The sequence below is a fragment of the Streptomyces sp. NPDC042346 genome (genome assembly GCF_055581845.1).
Map to the genome: position 1 here is coordinate 67,770 of NZ_JBVJEH010000008.1, position 16,042 is coordinate 83,811.

The 16,042-nt window shown below is 74.1% G+C and carries 13 protein-coding genes; 4 read left to right on the plus strand and 9 right to left on the minus strand.

Annotated elements, in window-relative coordinates; genetic code table 11:
* Nucleotides 1-10: 10 nt before the first annotated feature.
* The gene (locus tag ACZ6K0_RS28450; RefSeq protein ID WP_469232967.1) at nucleotides 11-898 is read right to left on the minus strand and encodes a Tat pathway signal sequence domain protein; all 888 of its coding nucleotides are present in this window, start codon (nucleotides 896-898) and stop codon (nucleotides 11-13) included.
* Nucleotides 899-1,036: 138 nt separating this feature from the next.
* Between ACZ6K0_RS28450 and glgX the strand changes: the two genes are divergently transcribed.
* On the plus strand, nucleotides 1,037-3,157 hold the full coding sequence (gene glgX, locus ACZ6K0_RS28455; RefSeq protein WP_376400715.1) for a glycogen debranching protein GlgX: 2,121 nt from the start codon (nucleotides 1,037-1,039) through the stop codon (nucleotides 3,155-3,157).
* Here the strand turns inward: glgX and ACZ6K0_RS28460 are convergent.
* On the minus strand, nucleotides 3,126-4,343 hold the full coding sequence (locus tag ACZ6K0_RS28460) for an MFS transporter (protein WP_469233042.1): 1,218 nt from the start codon (nucleotides 4,341-4,343) through the stop codon (nucleotides 3,126-3,128). The two genes, glgX and ACZ6K0_RS28460, sit on opposite strands and share 32 nt — an antisense overlap.
* A 90-nt stretch (nucleotides 4,344-4,433) precedes the next feature.
* Here ACZ6K0_RS28460 and treY point away from each other — a divergent pair, with 90 nt between their 5' ends.
* Nucleotides 4,434-6,779, plus strand: a complete 2,346-nt coding sequence (treY, locus tag ACZ6K0_RS28465) for a malto-oligosyltrehalose synthase (protein ID WP_469232965.1) — start codon at nucleotides 4,434-4,436, stop codon at nucleotides 6,777-6,779.
* 31 nt (nucleotides 6,780-6,810) lie between these two features.
* Here the strand turns inward: treY and ACZ6K0_RS28470 are convergent, their stop codons facing one another.
* The 3 genes from ACZ6K0_RS28470 to ACZ6K0_RS28480 form a co-directional block, all read right to left on the minus strand.
* Nucleotides 6,811-7,290: a hypothetical protein gene (locus tag ACZ6K0_RS28470; protein WP_376400721.1), complete on the minus strand. Its 480-nt coding sequence runs from the start codon at nucleotides 7,288-7,290 to the stop codon at nucleotides 6,811-6,813.
* A 97-nt stretch (nucleotides 7,291-7,387) separates the two neighbouring features.
* Entirely contained in the window at nucleotides 7,388-8,494 is a 1,107-nt protein-coding gene (locus ACZ6K0_RS28475; RefSeq protein ID WP_469233040.1) for a cytochrome P450, read from the minus strand.
* Between the two features lie 283 nt (nucleotides 8,495-8,777).
* A complete protein-coding gene (locus ACZ6K0_RS28480) occupies nucleotides 8,778-9,326 on the minus strand; it encodes an FHA domain-containing protein (protein ID WP_376400723.1) in 549 nt (182 codons plus the stop codon).
* Between the two features lie 135 nt (nucleotides 9,327-9,461).
* On the opposite strand from ACZ6K0_RS28480, the gene ACZ6K0_RS28485 reads away from it, so the two are divergent.
* Complete coding sequence (locus ACZ6K0_RS28485; RefSeq protein WP_469232963.1) at nucleotides 9,462-10,475, plus strand: GNAT family N-acetyltransferase; 1,014 nt, start codon at nucleotides 9,462-9,464, stop codon at nucleotides 10,473-10,475.
* A 61-nt stretch (nucleotides 10,476-10,536) separates the two neighbouring features.
* Complete coding sequence (treZ, locus tag ACZ6K0_RS28490) at nucleotides 10,537-12,288, plus strand: malto-oligosyltrehalose trehalohydrolase (RefSeq protein ID WP_469233038.1); 1,752 nt, start codon at nucleotides 10,537-10,539, stop codon at nucleotides 12,286-12,288.
* Between the two features lie 66 nt (nucleotides 12,289-12,354).
* On the opposite strand, the gene ACZ6K0_RS28495 is transcribed toward treZ, so the two are convergent.
* The 4 genes from ACZ6K0_RS28495 to ACZ6K0_RS28510 form a co-directional block, all read right to left on the minus strand.
* Nucleotides 12,355-13,503, minus strand: coding sequence for an aminopeptidase P family protein (locus ACZ6K0_RS28495; RefSeq protein WP_469232961.1), 1,149 nt, complete (start codon nucleotides 13,501-13,503; stop codon nucleotides 12,355-12,357).
* Nucleotides 13,504-13,580: 77 nt separating this feature from the next.
* On the minus strand, nucleotides 13,581-14,540 hold the full coding sequence (locus ACZ6K0_RS28500) for a DUF1444 domain-containing protein (RefSeq protein WP_376400732.1): 960 nt from the start codon (nucleotides 14,538-14,540) through the stop codon (nucleotides 13,581-13,583).
* Between the two features lie 49 nt (nucleotides 14,541-14,589).
* On the minus strand, nucleotides 14,590-15,480 hold the full coding sequence (locus ACZ6K0_RS28505; protein ID WP_469232959.1) for a LysR family transcriptional regulator: 891 nt from the start codon (nucleotides 15,478-15,480) through the stop codon (nucleotides 14,590-14,592).
* 7 nt (nucleotides 15,481-15,487) lie between these two features.
* The gene (locus ACZ6K0_RS28510; RefSeq protein ID WP_376400737.1) at nucleotides 15,488-16,012 is read right to left on the minus strand and encodes a tetratricopeptide repeat protein; all 525 of its coding nucleotides are present in this window, start codon (nucleotides 16,010-16,012) and stop codon (nucleotides 15,488-15,490) included.
* Nucleotides 16,013-16,042 lie beyond the last annotated feature (30 nt).

The window sequence follows — 16,042 nt, forward strand, 5'->3', positions numbered from 1 at the left end:
GCGGCGGTGGTCAGCCGACGCGCGTGACGGTCCTCGCGGAGAGGTCGACGATGAGGTTCCGGGTGTTGATCCAGGCCCCGTTGAGGACCTTGGTGACGAGCCGGACGCACCGGTGCTCGCCGCAGTCGGCGAGCTGCGCGGGCACGTTCGCCTCACGGTAGGGGCGGTAGACGTCGCCGTTGAACCACAGCTGCTCGGTGGAGGTGAGCTGCTTGCCCGTGGCGTCCTTGTAGTCCTCCTTGACGCCCTTGCCGAGCGGGCTCGCGAGGATCAGCTCCAGGGCCTCCCGCAGCTCCTCGGGGTGGGCGGAGGGCTGGACCCCGCGCTGCGTCGCGGACCTCTCGACCTTGCCCGTGCCGAGGTTGACGGTCCGGGTGACGAGCTCGTCCTTCGCGTAGTCGTAGAGGCGGACCTCGGCGCGGCGCGTGCCGTCCCCCGGCAGCGGGTCGGCGAGCAGGGTGCCCAGGTGCTGCGGGCCCCGCCCTCCCTCGACGTTCTCCTGGGCGGCGGCGGCCGGCGGGGTCAGCGCCAGTTGCTCGGCCCGCGCGAGCTCGTCGTCGGTGAGCGGGTCGGAACCGACGCCCTTCTTCCCCTCGGCCGCCGCGGGAGCCACGGTCGCCGGCGGCGGCGCGGCGCCGGCCGCCTGCGCCCCCGCGCCGGTCCCGTCCTGGCCTGCGGCCGCGGCCCCGGCCTTCCCCTGTCCGGTCGCGCCGGCCGATCCCGTCCCTGCCGTCGTGCCGGCGGCCCCCACGGTCCCGCCGGTTCCGGCGGGTCCCGCGGCCCCGTTCGCCCCCGCGCTGCCCGGCAGGCTGATCGCGACCGCGACGGCGGTTCCCGTCACCGCCATGGCCGCTCCGGCCACCACCTTCCCCAGGTGGCGGCGCGCTATTTCGTACACACTTCCCCCTCATTCCCCCTCTTGATGTGCGGTCACCCGGTAGGACGGGGCGAAGTCCTAGGAGGTTGCGCCTCTTTCGGGCAGGATCTGGCCGGAGAACATCCCCTAAACCCGGACAGAAGAGGAAGAGTCGTATCCATGCAAGTCTGGCCGGGACAGGCGTATCCCCTGGGCGCCACCTATGACGGAGCGGGAACCAACTTCGCGGTCTTCTCGGAGGCCGCCCACAGGATCGAGCTGTGTCTGCTCCACGACGACGGCTCGGAGACGGCGGTGGAGCTGCGCGAGACGGACGCCTTCGTCCGGCACGCCTATCTGCCGGGCGTGATGCCCGGTCAGCGGTACGGGTTCCGGGTCCACGGCCCGTACGCCCCCGAGCGCGGGCTCCGCTGCAACGCCGCCAAGCTGCTCCTCGATCCCTATGCGCGGGCGGTGTCGGGGCAGGTCCGCTGGGGCGAGGCGGTGTACGGCTACCCGTTCGGGCGGCCGGACGCGCGCAACGACCTCGACTCCGCCCCGGACACGATGACCTCGGTCGTCGTCAATCCGTACTTCGACTGGGGCGACGACCGGCGCCCGCGCACCGAGTACCACCACACCGTGATCTACGAGGCCCATGTGAAGGGCCTGACGATGCTCCACCCGGACCTGCCGGAGGAGCTGCGCGGGACGTACGCGGGGCTCGCGCACCCGGCGGTGATCGGTCACCTGAAGGAACTGGGCGTCACGGCGCTGGAACTGATGCCCGTTCACCAGTTCGTGAACGACCACCGGCTCGTCGACGCGGGGCTCTCGAACTACTGGGGCTACAACACGATCGGCTTCTTCGCCCCGCACAACGCCTACGCGTCCTGGGGCGACCGGGGCCAGCAGGTCCTGGAGTTCAAGTCGGCGGTCCGGGCGCTGCACCAGGCGGGCATCGAGGTCATCCTCGACGTGGTCTACAACCACACCGCCGAGGGCAACCACCTGGGCCCGACGCTCTCCATGCGGGGCCTGGACAACCCCTCGTACTACCGGCTCGCGGACGACCCCCGGTACTACACGGACACGACGGGCACCGGGAACTCGCTGCTCATGCGCTCCCCGCACGTCCTCCAGCTGATCATGGACAGCCTGCGGTACTGGGTGACCGAGATGCACGTGGACGGTTTCCGCTTCGACCTGGCGGCCACCCTGGCCCGGCAGTTCCACGAGGTGGACCGGCTCTCCTCGTTCTTCGACCTCGTGCAGCAGGACCCCGTGGTGAGCCAGGTGAAGCTGATCGCCGAGCCCTGGGACGTGGGCGAGGGCGGCTACCAGGTGGGCAACTTCCCGCCGCTGTGGACCGAGTGGAACGGCAAGTACCGGGACTGCGTACGGGACCTGTGGCGCGGCGAGCCCCGCACGCTCGCCGAGTTCGCCTCCCGGCTGACCGGCTCGTCCGACCTCTACCAGGACGACGGGCGGCGCCCGCTCGCCTCGGTCAACTTCGTGACCTGCCACGACGGTTTCACCCTCCGCGACCTCGTCTCGTACAACGAGAAGCGCAACGAGGCCAACGGCGAGGGCAATCGGGACGGAGAGAGCCACAACCGCTCGTGGAACTGCGGCGAGGAGGGCGATACCGAGGACGTCGGGATCACCGAGCTGCGCGCCCGCCAGATGCGCAACTTCCTTGCCACGCTGATGCTTTCGCAGGGCGTTCCGATGCTGAGCCACGGCGACGAGTTCGGCCGCACGCAGGGCGGCAACAACAACGCGTACTGCCAGGACAACGAGGTTGCCTGGGTGCGGTGGCCCAAGGAGAACAGCGAGGCGGAGGCCACGCTCCTGCGCTTCACCCGGTCGATGGTGCGGCTGCGGCGGGAGCATCCGGTCTTCCGGCGGCGCCGCTTCTTCCACGGGCGGCCCGTGGAGGGCACCCACGACGAGCTCACCGACATCGCCTGGTTCACGCCCGAGGGCGAGGAGATGACGTCCCGGGACTGGCAGGCCGCGCACGCCCAGGCGCTGACGGTCTTCCTCAACGGCAACGCCATCTCGGAGCCCGGGACGCAGGGCGAGCGGATCGCCGACGACTCCTTCCTGCTGATGTTCAACGCCTCCGCGAAGGAGCTGGAGTTCGTCGTGCCGGACAGCCACGGCCGGTACTGGCGGATGGTGGTGGACACCTCCGACCCGGAGGGCATGCCGCCGCAGGAGGGACCGGAGCTGGCCGGGGGCGAGCGGGTGACACTCGCGCCGCTCAGTCTGACCGTGCTGCGGCGACCCGCCTGACCTCCCGTACGGGAGTCGTCACCCGTACCGTCCAGGAGAGCAGCGCGCAGGCCACGGCGGCGCCCACCGCCACCGCGAAGGCGGCGGGCGCGCCGTGGCCCTCGGCGAGCCGCCCCGAGACGGCGAGGGCGAGGGCCTGGCCGCCGACGATCCCGCTGGTGAGGAAGGCCATGGACTCGGCGAGCCGGGCGGTCGGCACGGTCCGCTCGGTGAGCCCGAAGACGGTGATCAGGTGCGGGGCGTACGCGGCGCCGAGGACGACCACGACCGCGTACAGCGCGCCGAGGGAGCCGACGAAGAGCAGCGGTACGGAGAGGACGACGAGCCCGGCGGTGGCCGCGCGCCAGCGGGTGGTGAGCCCGATGCGGGCGGGCACGGCGGCGAGGGAGAGGCCGACGGCGGCGCTCATCACGCCCATCGCCGCGTAGACGAGCCCCGCCTGGGCGGGTGCGCCGAGCTGCTCGGTGAGCGCGGTGATCCCGGCCTGGGAGGCGCCGAACATGGCGCCCTGGAGGACCATCGTGCCGCGCAGCGCGTACGCGGACCGGGGCAGCCGCGCCCGCTCGGCCGCGTCCGTACGGGTGACCGTGCCGAGGGCCGTACGTGCTGTGGGATGCAGGGCGAAGGCGGAGCCGCAGACGACGAGGAGCAGCGCGGCCACGAGGAGCGCGGCGGCGGGGTGGGCGAGGGCGGCGGCGAGGCCGACCAGGGCCGGGCCGAGGACGAAGGACACCTCGTCGAGGGTGCCCTCGAAGGAGAGCATCGCGCCGACGGTCCTGTCGTCCGCGCCGGAGCGGCGGGCGAGGGCCACCGAGCGGGTCCGGGCGAGCGGCCCGATCTGGGGGACGGTGGCTCCGGCGAGGACCCCGCAGAGCATCAGCCAGCCGGTGGCCGCGTGGGCGAGCGCGGCGAGGACCAGGACGGCGACGGCGACCGCGTTGGCGAGGGAGGCGGCGAGGACGACTCCGCGCTGGCCGTGCCGGTCGGCGAGGCGGCCGATGACCGGTCCCGCGACGGTCTGGCCGGCCGCGAGCGCGCCGCCGGCGAGCCCCGCCGTGGCGAGCGAGCCGCTGGTCTCGGCGACCAGGAGCAGGCTGCCGAGCTGACACATGGCGGTGGGCAGCCGGCCGAGGAAGGAGACGACCGGGAGGACCGGCCCGAGCAGCGAGAACGTGTCGCGATACATCCGGAGCATCCCGCGAACGTAATGCGATGCACCCGAACGGGTGCATGGGGTGATGACACAGAAGCCCTCGCGCGGGGTACGTACGTTCGCATGACCTCCCTCCCGGCCCGTTCCGCGCTCCCGACCGCCACCTACCGGCTCCAGCTCCAGCCGGAGTTCCCGTTCGCCGCCGCCGCGCGGGCCGTGCCGCACCTCGCCGGGCTCGGGGTCTCGCACCTCCACCTCTCGCCCGTCCTGGAGGCGGTGCCGGGCTCGACGCACGGCTACGACGTCACCGACCACCGCTCCGTACGGGCCGAGCTGGGCGGCGAGGAGGGGCTGCGGGCGCTGGCGGCGACCGCGCGGGCGCACGGTCTCGGCCTGGTCGTCGACCTGGTCCCCAACCACATGGCGGCCTCCCCCCGGCACAACCACGCGCTGCGGTCGGTGCTCCGCGAGGGGCCGGACTCGCCGTACGCCCGCTGGTTCGACGTCGACTGGCCGGCCGGGGACGGCCGGCTGCTGCTGCCGGTGCTGCCCGCGCGGCTTCCCGAGGTGCGGGACCGGCTGCGGGTCTCGGGCGGGGCGCTGCACCTCGACGGGCAGGAGTTCCCGCTGCGGGCGGGCACGGAGGGGCTGCCGCTCGACGAGCTGCTCGACGCCCAGTGGTACCGGCTCGGCTGGTGGAGGCTGGCCCGCACCGAGCTCAACTACCGCCGCTTCTTCACGATTTCGGAGCTCATCGGGGTGCGGGTGGAGGACCCCGAGGTGTTCGCGGCGACCCACGCGAAGATCGTGGAGCTGGTGGCGGACGGGGTGGTCGAGGGGCTGCGCATCGACCACCCGGACGGGCTCGCCGACCCGCAGGGGTATCTGGAGGACCTGGCGGCGGCGACCAGCGGGCGCTGCTGGACGGTGGTGGAGAAGATCCTCACGGGAGCGGAGACCCTGCCCGCCGACTGGCCCGTCGCCGGCACCACCGGGTACGACGCGCTGCGCCGGATCGAGGGGGTCTTCACCGATCCGGTGGGTGCCGACGAACTGGCCGACGTGTACCGGGAGTTCACGGGATGCGCCGGGGACCGGGGCGGCACCTGGGAGGCGACGGAGCGGCGCGCCGCGTACGAGGTGGTGACGCACGACCTGGCCGCCGAGACCGCCGCGCTCACCCGGCTCGCGGTCCGGATCTGCGCGGCCGACCCGGCGCTGCGGGACCACGCGCCCTGGGCGCTGCGGACCGCGATCCGCGAACTGCTCGTACGGGTGCCGGTCTACCGCACCTACCGGACGGGCGGCGAGGAGGTCCTGACCCCGGCGGCGGCGCGGGGCGCGAAGGCCGCGTTCGCGGTGCCGGAGGAGGCGGCGGCCGTCGACCTGGTACGCGAGTTGGCGCTCGGGTCACGCGGCGACGGGCCGGAACACCGGGCGTTCCGGGCCCGGTTCGCGCAGACCTCCTCGGCGCTGCGGGCCAAATCGGTCGAGGACACGGCCTTCTACCGGTACACGCCGCTGCTCTCGGCGAACGAGGTGGGCGGGGACGCGGGGCGGCCGGCGGTGTCGGCCGACGAGTTCCACGCGTACTGCCTGCGCATCGCCCGGGACTGGCCGGCCACCGGGACGGTGCTGTCCACGCACGACACCAAGCGCAGCGCGGACGTGCGGGCCGCGATCGCGGTGCTCGCCCAGTGCCCGGAGGTCTGGGCGGCGCTCCTGGCGGAGGTCGCGGGGGTGCCCGCACCCGATCCGCACCTGGCGTGGACGGCCTGGCAGACGGCCTTCGGCTTCGGCGCGCCGGACGCGGAGCGGGTGGGCCCCGCCGTCCTCAAGTCCGTGCGGGAGGCGGGTCTGCGGACGAGCTGGACCGAGCCGGACGCGGCGTACGAGCGGGCGGTGGCGGAGTTCACGGCGGCCGGGCCCGGCCGGATCCCGCTGCGCTCGGCCTCGGAGACGGCCGTCGCGCTGGAGCCGCACATCCGGGCCCACGCCCTCGGCGCGGCGCTCGTCCAGCTGACGATGCCGGGGGTGCCGGAGCTGTACCAGAACACGGAACGGGAGTACCGGGCACTCGTCGACCCGGACAACCGGGCGCCGTTCGCGATCGGCCCGGAGGACGACAGGACGTCCCTGGTCCGGGCGGCGCTGCGGCTGCGCCGGGAGCGCCCGGAGGTGTTCGGCCGGGGCGGCGCGTACACCCCGCTGGCGGCGAGCGGCCCCGCCGCCGCGCACTGCCTGGCCTTCGCCCGCTCGGGCGCGGTCGTGACGGCCGCGACCCGGCTCTCGCTGCGCCTCGCGGAGGCGGGCGGCTGGCAGGACACGGAGCTGGTCCTGCCGGAGGGCCGCTGGGCCGATCTGCTGGACGGAGTACGGGAGTTCACCGGCGGCCCGGAGACGGAACTCAAGCTCGCGGAACTGTTCGCGGACCGGCCGGTGGCGCTTCTCGCGCGGCTGGACGGCTGAGCGCTCCCGGGCCCCGGGAGCGCTCGGTCGCTCAGAAGCGGGAGGCTCGCGTGACCTCGCACTCGGTGTACTCGGAGCCGTCGCCGGTTCCGATGTACGGGGTGGTCACTTCGGCGCTCTGGGAGGCGCCCGCCACGACCGCGATACCGGTCTTGATCGCGGTCGCGGGGGTGACGCCGCCGCCCGCGGCTCCCTTGAACTTCATGGTGACGCTGTAGTCGTAGTCCAGGGAGTTGTCGTTCTTCACGGTGATCCGGGCGACGAGGTTCTTGGTCGCCTGGTCGTACTTGCACTCGTCGATGGTCACGTCGCGGATCGCCTTGTCGGCGCTGCTGGAGCCGCCGGACACGGAGCCGCCGGACGTGCTGTTGTTGTCGCTGTTGTGGTTGCTGCTCGAACTGCCGGAGCCGCTGGAGCCGCCACAGCTGCCGCCGTGCGAGCCACGGGCGCCGGTCAGGGCGAAGACCGCGATGCCGAAGACGGCAATCGCGCGGATATGACGCTTATTCACGTGTTGATCCCCGTTGAATCTGGTGCCTAAAAACGCACTCCTTGACGAGCGCACGTCACCCTAGCAGCGGGCGGGGCGCGCCCGTCCCCGCCCGGGATCAGCCACCGGGACGGACGATCAGACTCCTCGGGGCGCGGGTGATGAGGCCGTGGGCGGCGGGGCGGAAGCCGTCGGCGAGGCGCAGCCGGGGCATCGCCGTGAAGAGCGCGCGCAGGGCGTACTCGGCCTCCAGGCCGGCGAGCAGGACGGCGGGGCAGAATCCGCTGCCGTACGTGAGCTGGCCCGGATCGTCGCGGAACGGGTCGAAGCGGTCGGGCTCGCGGAAGCGCTCCGGGTCCCGGCCGGCGGAGCCGACGAGCAGCGCGACGGAGGCGCCCGCCGGGATGATGCCGCCGCTGACCCGGACCTCGGAGCGGGTGCGGCGCACGGCGATCTGCACGGGCGGGTCGCGGCGCAGCGACTCGGCCCAGGCCCGGGCGACGAGCGCGGTCGGGGCGTCGCGGAGGGCGGCGACCTGGTCGGGGTCGGCGAGGACGTTGCCGAGGAAGGAGGCGAGGGCCTTCTCCCGTACGGCGATCTGGCCGCCGCACTCCCCGGCGAGGGCCCCGGCCGCCCGGCCGCGCACGAGCCGCATCATGTCCCGGTAGGGCACGCCGACGGCGGCGGCGACGGTCCCCGCGGGCAGCCAGTGGCAGAAGTCGGCGACGAGGTCGGCCTGTGGTCGTTCGGCGATGCGGCGGGCGAGGACGTACGCCGTGCGTTCCGTGACGGATCTCAACTCGCCCATGTCGACGTCGACATGGGCCCGCGCGCAGGGCGGGTCGCCGGGCCGGTGCCCGTGGGTGAAGCGGCTGTCGGTGAGGGCGGCGGCGACGTCCGCGTACCGGCTGAGGACCCAGGCGCGCAGCAGCGGGTCGTACGTGAGCGGGAACTCCTCCCGCAGGGCCCGGTGGATCGGGTGCGGGTCGCGGGAGGCGCCGGGGTCGAGAGGGCTCGGCGCGACGGTCCGCCCGGTGGGCGCGAAGGGTCCGGCGGGGCCGGCGGGACCGTCAGGGCCGTCACGGCCGTCACGGCCGTCGGGCGCTGCGGGTCCCGCCGCCGTCGGCTCGGCGACGGTCCGCACCCGGCCGGCGGAACCGGCCTTCACGGGGGCCGCGCCGGGCGTCACCGTCGGGATCGCGGCGGAGACCGCGCCCGGGGCCATGGACGGCAGCCTCGTCCAGGGGTCTCCGGACTCTTCCGGGCGGTCGTTCCTCGCGTCCGGGTTCGGCACGTCCCCGTTACGCGTGTCCGGGTTCCGCACGTCCGGGTTCCGTATGCCGCGGTTACGTATGCCGCGGTTCGGCTCGTCGCTCATCGCGCCCCCTGTCGATCGGCGGTGGGTGCCGCGGCCGGAGAACGTGGCGCGCGTCTCCTCACCCCATCACCGGGCGGCCCGCACGGCGCGTCACGTACCGCCGATCGGGTGATGTCCCGCGACGGGCGGTTCAGCCGTGGGAGAGCCGGAACGACATCTGGCCGAAGCCGACCACGTCCCCGGGCCGGACGACCACCGCGCCGGTGACCCGTCGGCCGTTGACGGTCGTCCCGTTCGTCGAGCCGAGGTCGCGCAGCACCCACATCCCGCTCTGCGACGAGAGCTCGGCGTGCAGCCGGGACGCGGTCTCGTGGCTGAGCCGCAGACCGTTGACCGGGTCGCGGCCGATCCGCAGCGGATGCGGGCCGGGCAGCGGGAGCAGCAGCTTCGGCAGCCGCTCGGCCCGCCAGGCCCGCCCGAGCCGTACCGTGAACGCCGACATCCGCTCGACCGCGCCGACGACCCGCCGGGTCCAGGTGCCCTCGGTCCGCAGATCGGCGACGAGCAGGTCGAGCTCGTCCGATCGGCGGGCCTGGAGCGCGCGCTCCATCCGGTACACGAAGGTGTCGTGCGAGAGGCGTCCCTGGGCGGCGCCCTCACGGAGCAGCCCCAGCGCGCGGTCCCGCTCGGCGTCGGTCAGCCGAGGAGTGTTCGCCGGAAGCTCGAAGGGGGTCGTCACACCCGTGATTGTCGGCCCGGCGGGCCCGAAGTGTCCAGAAGGGCCCCCGACCTGGGAACTCGATACCGGCCGGAAGAGATCGCTGCTACGGTCTGCGGTCGCCGTACCGGACATTTTCCCAGGGGGAACCACGACGTGACCGCGTCCTCTTCGACCACCGCCGCTTCGCACCTCGTCATACGTCCGCTCGCCGGACCCGGGGAACTGGACCTGTTCCTCCGCCTCACGTACTCGCTGGACCACGAGCTCGCCGACGACCTCGCCACCGGCCGCCGCCTCCCCGAGTGGATGTGGGTGGCCCTCGACGGCGAAAGCGACGGTGAAGGCGGCGGCCGGCTCCTCGGCCGGATCGCCTGGTGGACGAACAAGGAGGGCGGCGAGCCGCTCGCGCTCGACTTCTTCGACCTCGCCCCGGAGCTGACGGAGGAGGAGCGCGCGGACGTCGGCCTGCGGCTCCTGGAGACCGCGACGGCCGCGGTCGTCCCGGCGGGCACGCAGCGCCCCGAGTTCGGCCGGTTCATGCCGGCGGACTGGCGCGAGGTCCCGGAGACCCGGTCCGTCCTGGAGTCCCTCTTCTCGGTGCTGGAGCGCGCGGGCGCCCGTCCGCTGGTCGAGCGGCTCCGGCTGGAGTGGCGGCCGGGCACGCCCGTCGCGGAGCCTAAGGGCCGTCTGGAGTTCCGGCCGGTGCGGGACCGCGAGGACCTGGTCGCGCTGATGACGCCCGTGATGGAGGGCACCCTCGACGGGCACGGTCAGGCCGACCTGGCGTCCGGGCTCTCGGCGCGGGAGGCGGCGGAGCTGCACTACGACGAGGAGTTCACGCACTACGCCTCGCCGCAGGAGTGGTGGCAGGTCGCGCAGCTGCCGGAGACCGGCGAGCCGGTCGGCTTCGTCGTCCCCGCGCGGAACAACTACCACCACACCATCGCGTACATCGGCGTGCTGCCCGCCCACCGCGGCCACGGCTACATCGACGACATCCTGGCGGAGGGCACCCGGATCCTGGCCGCCACGGACGTGCCCCGGATCAGGGCGGCGACGGACCTGGGGAACGTGCCGATGGCGGCGGCGTTCGCCCGGGCGGGCTACGTGACCTTCGAGCGTGCGATCAACTACGTGTGGGACGCGCCGGGCGCGTCGGGGTCCTGACTGCCAGGATGGACCGCGTAGTCAGTCGTTGCGTGGTGGAACCGTCGACGAGGGGATGCGCGTGCTCTTCGAGGTGTGGGCGCCGAGCGCCCGTGACGAGGTGGTGCTGGAGCTGAACGGCACCGGCCACGCCCTGGAAAGGGACGCCGAGCGGGACGGCTGGTGGACCGGGGTCGTGCCCGCCGAGGACGGCGACCGCTACGGCTTCGCCCTCGACGGCGGGCCCGTCCTGCCGGACCCGCGCTCGCGCCGGCTGCCCGACGGGCCCGACGGCCTGAGCGCGGTCGTCGACCACTCCGCGTACACCTGGCGGCACGAGTCCCCCCGGCTGCGGCTGCGCGGCGCGGTCCTGTACGAGCTGCACGTCGGCACCTTCACCCCCGAGGGGACGCTCGACGCGGCGACGGGCCGCCTCGGGGAGCTCGCGGGCCTCGGCGTCACCCATGTGGAGCTGATGCCGCTGTGCCCGTTCCCCGGGGTGCGGGGCTGGGGGTACGACGGGGTGGCACCGTGGGCGGTCCACGAGCCGTACGGGGGCCCGGAGGCGCTCAAGCGGTTCGTGGACGCGGCGCACGGCCTCGGCATGGGCGTGGTCCTGGACGTGGTGCACAACCACCTGGGCCCGTCCGGCAACCACCTCCCGTCCTTCGGGCCGTACTTCACGGACACGCACCACACGCCGTGGGGCGCGGCGGTGAACCTGGACGCGCCCGGCTCGGACGAGGTCCGGGCGTACTTCCTGGGGAGCGCGCTCGCGTGGCTGCGGGACTACCGGATCGACGGGCTGCGGCTCGACGCGGTCCACGCGCTCGCCGACACCCGGGCACTGACCTTCCTGGAGGAACTCTCCTCCTCGGTCGACGAGTTGGCGAAGGAGCAGTCCCGCCAGCACTTCCTGGTCGCCGAGTCCGACCTCGCCGACCCGCGCACGACGACCCCGCGCACGCTCGGCGGTCTCGGCGTCCACGCCCAGTGGAACGACGACTTCCACCACGCGCTGCACACGGCGCTGACCGGCGAGTCCCAGGGCTACTACGGCGACTTCGCACGGGCCCCGATGGCGGCGCTCGCCAAGACGCTCACGCACGTCTTCTTCCACGACGGCACGTACTCGACGTTCCGGCGGCGCCGCCACGGCCGCCCGGTGGACCGGGAACGCACCCCCGCCCACCGCTTCCTGGGCTACGCCCAGACCCACGACCAGATCGGCAACCGGGCCCTGGGCGACCGCCTTTCGGCCTCCCTCTCCCCCGGGCTGCTCGCCTGCGCGGCGACGCTCGTCCTGACCGGCCCCTCCGTGCCGATGCTGTTCATGGGCGAGGAGTGGGGGGCGACCACGCCGTGGCAGTACTTCACCGACCACACCGACCCGGAGCTCGCGGAGGCCGTACGGCGGGGCAGGCGGCGGGAGTTCGCGGAGCACGGCTGGTCCGAGAACGACGTCCCCGACCCGCAGGACCCGGCCACCCGCGACCGTTCGGTCCTCGACCGCACCGAACGCGAACAGGACCCTCACAAGCGCCTGTTGGCCTGGCACCGCCAGCTCATCGCCCTCCGCCGCACCCTGCCCGACCTGACGGACCCGGACCTGGGGGGCGTGAAGGTCGCCTTCGACGAGGAGTCCCGCTGGCTGGTGTTCCGCCGGGGCGACCTGCGGGTCGCGGTCAACCTGGGCAAGGAGCCGGCGGTGATCCCCCTCGGCTCCAACGGCCGCGACCGGGTCCTCGCGTCCTGGGACGCGACCGAGGCCCCGGGCGCGGACGGGGTGCTGCGGCTGCCGGGCGAGTCGGCGATCGTCCTGACGGACGGCTGACGACCGGCCGGGAAAGGCCGGTTGCCGGCCCGGGCAGGCCGGCAACCGGCCGAAGCCTTGGGCCGCCTACTCGACGATCGCCATCTCGTGCGGGGTGTTGTTGAAGCGGTGGCCCGCGCCGTCCTCCGTCGCCGTGACGATGTCCTCGATGCGGACGCCGAAGCGGCCCGGGAGGTAGACGCCCGGTTCGATCGAGAAGCACATGCCGGGGACGATCGGGAGCTCCTCGCCCTCGATCATGTACGGGGGTTCGTGCGTCGTGACGCCGATGCCGTGGCCCGTGCGGTGGATGAAGTACTCGCCGTAGCCGGCGTCCGTGATGACCTTGCGGGCCGCGCGGTCGACCTCCTGGCAGGCCGCGCCGGGGCGGACCGCCTCGAAGCCGGCCTGCTGGGCCTCGCGGACGAGGTCGTGGACGCGCTGCTCCTCGTCGGTCGGTTCGCCGACGTGGACGGTGCGGGTGGTGTCGGAGCCGTAGCCGTGCTTGAGGCCGCCGAAGTCGAGGACGACCATGTCGCCGCGTTCGATGGTCCGGTCGCCCGCCTCGTGGTGCGGGTTGGCGCCGTTGGGGCCGGAGCCGACGACCGTGAAGTCGACCTGGGAGTGGCCGAAGCGCATGAGGAGCGCGGCGAGGTCGGCGGCGACGTCGGTCTCCTTGCGGCCGGCGAAGCGGACCTTGAGGATCTCGCCGTACGCCTGGTCGGCGGCGGCCCCCGCCGCCGCGATCCGCGCGAGCTCGTGCGCGTCCTTGACGCCGCGGAGCATCGGCAGGGCCTCGGTGAGGGAGACGTACGAGGTGCCGGGCAGGGCCTGCTGGAGGCCGAGCAGGTGCATGGCCCAGGCGTTGTCGCTGACGCCGAACCGGCCGGCGACGTCCAGGAGCGGCGCGGTGACGGCGTACGGGTCCTTGCCGTCCGTCCAGTCGCGCAGCGTGAGCGCCGCCGCCCCCGTCGCCTTCTCCGCGTCGGGCGCCTCCAGGGTCGGGACGACGAGGACCGGTTCCTGCCCGGCGGCGAGCACGAGGACCGTGAGCCGTTCGGTGATCGCGGTCGGCTGGTAGCCGGTGAGGTAGACGAGGTCGGGGCCGGGCGCGACGAGCACGCCCGCGAGTCCGGCGTCCGCCGCGGAGTCGGCCGCGCGGGTCATCCGGGCCCGGTAGTCGTCCGCGGTGAAGGGCACGACCTCTTCGGCGGATGCGGGGGGAATGCTGGACATGGGGGGGCTCCTTCTCGGCGGCAGCGGCGGCGTCGACGTACAGCATCCTGCCCTCGGCGGGGCCCCGACGCGACCGCTCAGCGGCGGTCCGGGCCCTGCGCGATGAGCCGCTCCAGGAGCTCCTGGAAGTCGTCGCCGACGACGATCCGCAGGTCGCCGCGCTCCTCGTCGTGCTCGCTGAGCTGGGTGAGCGTGCCGCCGCGCCACCAGAAGACGTACGGGCTGATGGCGCCCGGCGTGTCCTCGTACCCGGAGGCGGCGAAGGAGGCCATCGCGCCGAGCGCCGGGATGATCGAGGTGTCCCGGATGGGGTGGAAGGCGAGCTGGTGGCGGAAGGGCAGGGCGACGAGCGCGCCGTGCTCGCCCAGCGGCAGGCCGGTGACGCGGCGGGCCACGCCGTCCAGGTCGAGGACGCGGCTCGCGGTGTAGAAGGAGTCGCCGAGGATGATCTCGAAGCACATGCCGTCGGCGTCCCGGACGGTCTCGTGCTCCTCCACGGGCAGGCCGCGCAGATTGCGCAGGGCCCGGTCGCGGAGCTGGGCGTGGTCGCCGAGCCGTTCGAGCGCCTCGTCGGTGAGCATCATGACGCTCTCCGGCAGGTCGAGGGCGAGGATCTCGTACAGCCCGGGGGCGACGGTCCTGGCATAGCCGAAGGCTCCGGCGTCGATGCCGTCGCCGCTGACGATCCGGGGGTAGAGCTGGGCGCGGATCTGCTCGGGCGGGAGCGTCTCCAGGGCGGACGGCCCCTCCATCGCCCGGACGACCAGGTCGACATGACGGTGGATCAGCTCGGGCCAGACGCGGGTGCCCCGACGGTCCTGGTGGCAGACGGCGGCGAGGTTGCCGAGGCCGAACCTGCGTCCCTTGTCGTCGACGACGTGGTTCGCGTAGAGCGAGACCTCAAGGCCCAGCTCGGCGAAGGTGGTGCGGACCCGGCCGCGGAAGAGCGCGGCCTCCCGCTCCGAGAAGTACGCGAACTCGGGATCCCTCGGTGCGTCCTCGTCGTCCCTCTTGGGTCCTCGCCGCAGCCAGCCCACGTCTGCCCGCCTTCCGTCGCCGTTGCGCACAGGGTAGCGAGTGCATGTGTCAGCTCTTCAGCCGTCCGGCGAACTCGGCCGCCGGTCCGGCGGGTTCGCCGGATCCGGTTCCACCGGCGCCGGGGAGGAGGAGTTCGGTGCGGTGGACGAGCCGTGGCGCGACCAGGGGGACGGCGGTGGCGCCGGGGACGCCGGCCGCCACGGGGAGCGGCAGGAGCGCGAGGCCGTGCCCGGCGGCGGAGAGGGCGGCGAGGGTACGGGTGTCGGTCCCCTCGTACCGCAGGGCCGTCCGGAAGCCGCGGCCCGCGGGTCCGGCGTGGACGGCCCGCAGCTGGTCGAGGGGGATGCCGGCGGCGGGCGCGTCGAGCCAGCGGGCGTCCACGAGGTCGTCGAGCCGGAGCCCGGCGCGCCCGGCGAGCGGGTGGCTCGCGGGCAGGACGACGGCGAGCGGTTCCTCGGCGACGCCGGTCGCGGCGAGCGGGGCGACGTCGGGCAGCCGGAGCGGGTCGCTGGGGGCGGCGATCCCGTCGACGAGGCCGGCGTCGGCCTCCCCGGTGGCGACGGCCTCGGCCACCCGCACCCGGGGCAGGCCGCGCAGGGTGACGCCGGTGGCGGGCAGGGCGGCGAGCGTACGGGGGTGGAGGGCGAGCGGGGACGCGGCGACGCTCAGGGTCGTACGGGGCGCGGCGGCGAAGCGGCCGACGTCGGCGCGGGCCGCGTCGAGGCGGAGGAGCAGCGGCCCGGCGTGTTCGAGGAGCCGGTGTCCCGCGGGGGTGGGGGCGACGGGCCGCCGGGTGAGGAGGGGCAGCCCGAGGTCGGTCTCCAGGGCGGCGATGTGCTGGGAGACGGCGGACTGGGTGTAGCCCAGCTCGCGCGCCGCCCGGGAGAAGGAGGCGAGCCGGGCGACGGTGACGTACGTACGGAGGAGGTGCGGGTCCACCCGGGCGTCAGGAGCCGTCGGGGGCGGTGAGGAGGGCGCGGGCGTAGTGGGCGAGCGAGCGGTTGTAGCGGGGCAGCAGGGGCGCGAGGGCGCCGAGGGCGAGGGAGGCGGCCTCGCGGTCGCGGCCGGTGTCGGCGAGGGCGAGGGCGAGGAAGGCGTCGACGGCGCCGGAGAGGGCCGTCTCGTCGGCGTCGAGCCGGTCGGCGGGGATGTCGCGCTCGGCGGTGAGCAGTTCGACGCTGCGGTCGGGCCGGCCGAGGTTGCGGAGGCTGCTGGCGAGCTGGATGACGGCCCGGCGGCGGCGCAGGCCGGTGAGGCCGGCGTCGAGGGCGCGCCCGTAGAGGTCGACGGCCTTCTCGGGCAGGCCGGTGGAGTCGTGGGCGGCGCCCTGCTCGAAGAGGGCGGCGGCGTCCCCGGCGGGCCGCTCGGCGGCGAGGGCGGCGACGAGGTCGCGGAAGGCGGCGGGCTCGTGGTCGTCGAGGCGCTCCCAGAGAGCGGTGACGCGGCGCTCCCAGTCCTGATCGGTGGTCATGGGGCCACCCTAACCACGACGGCATAAGCA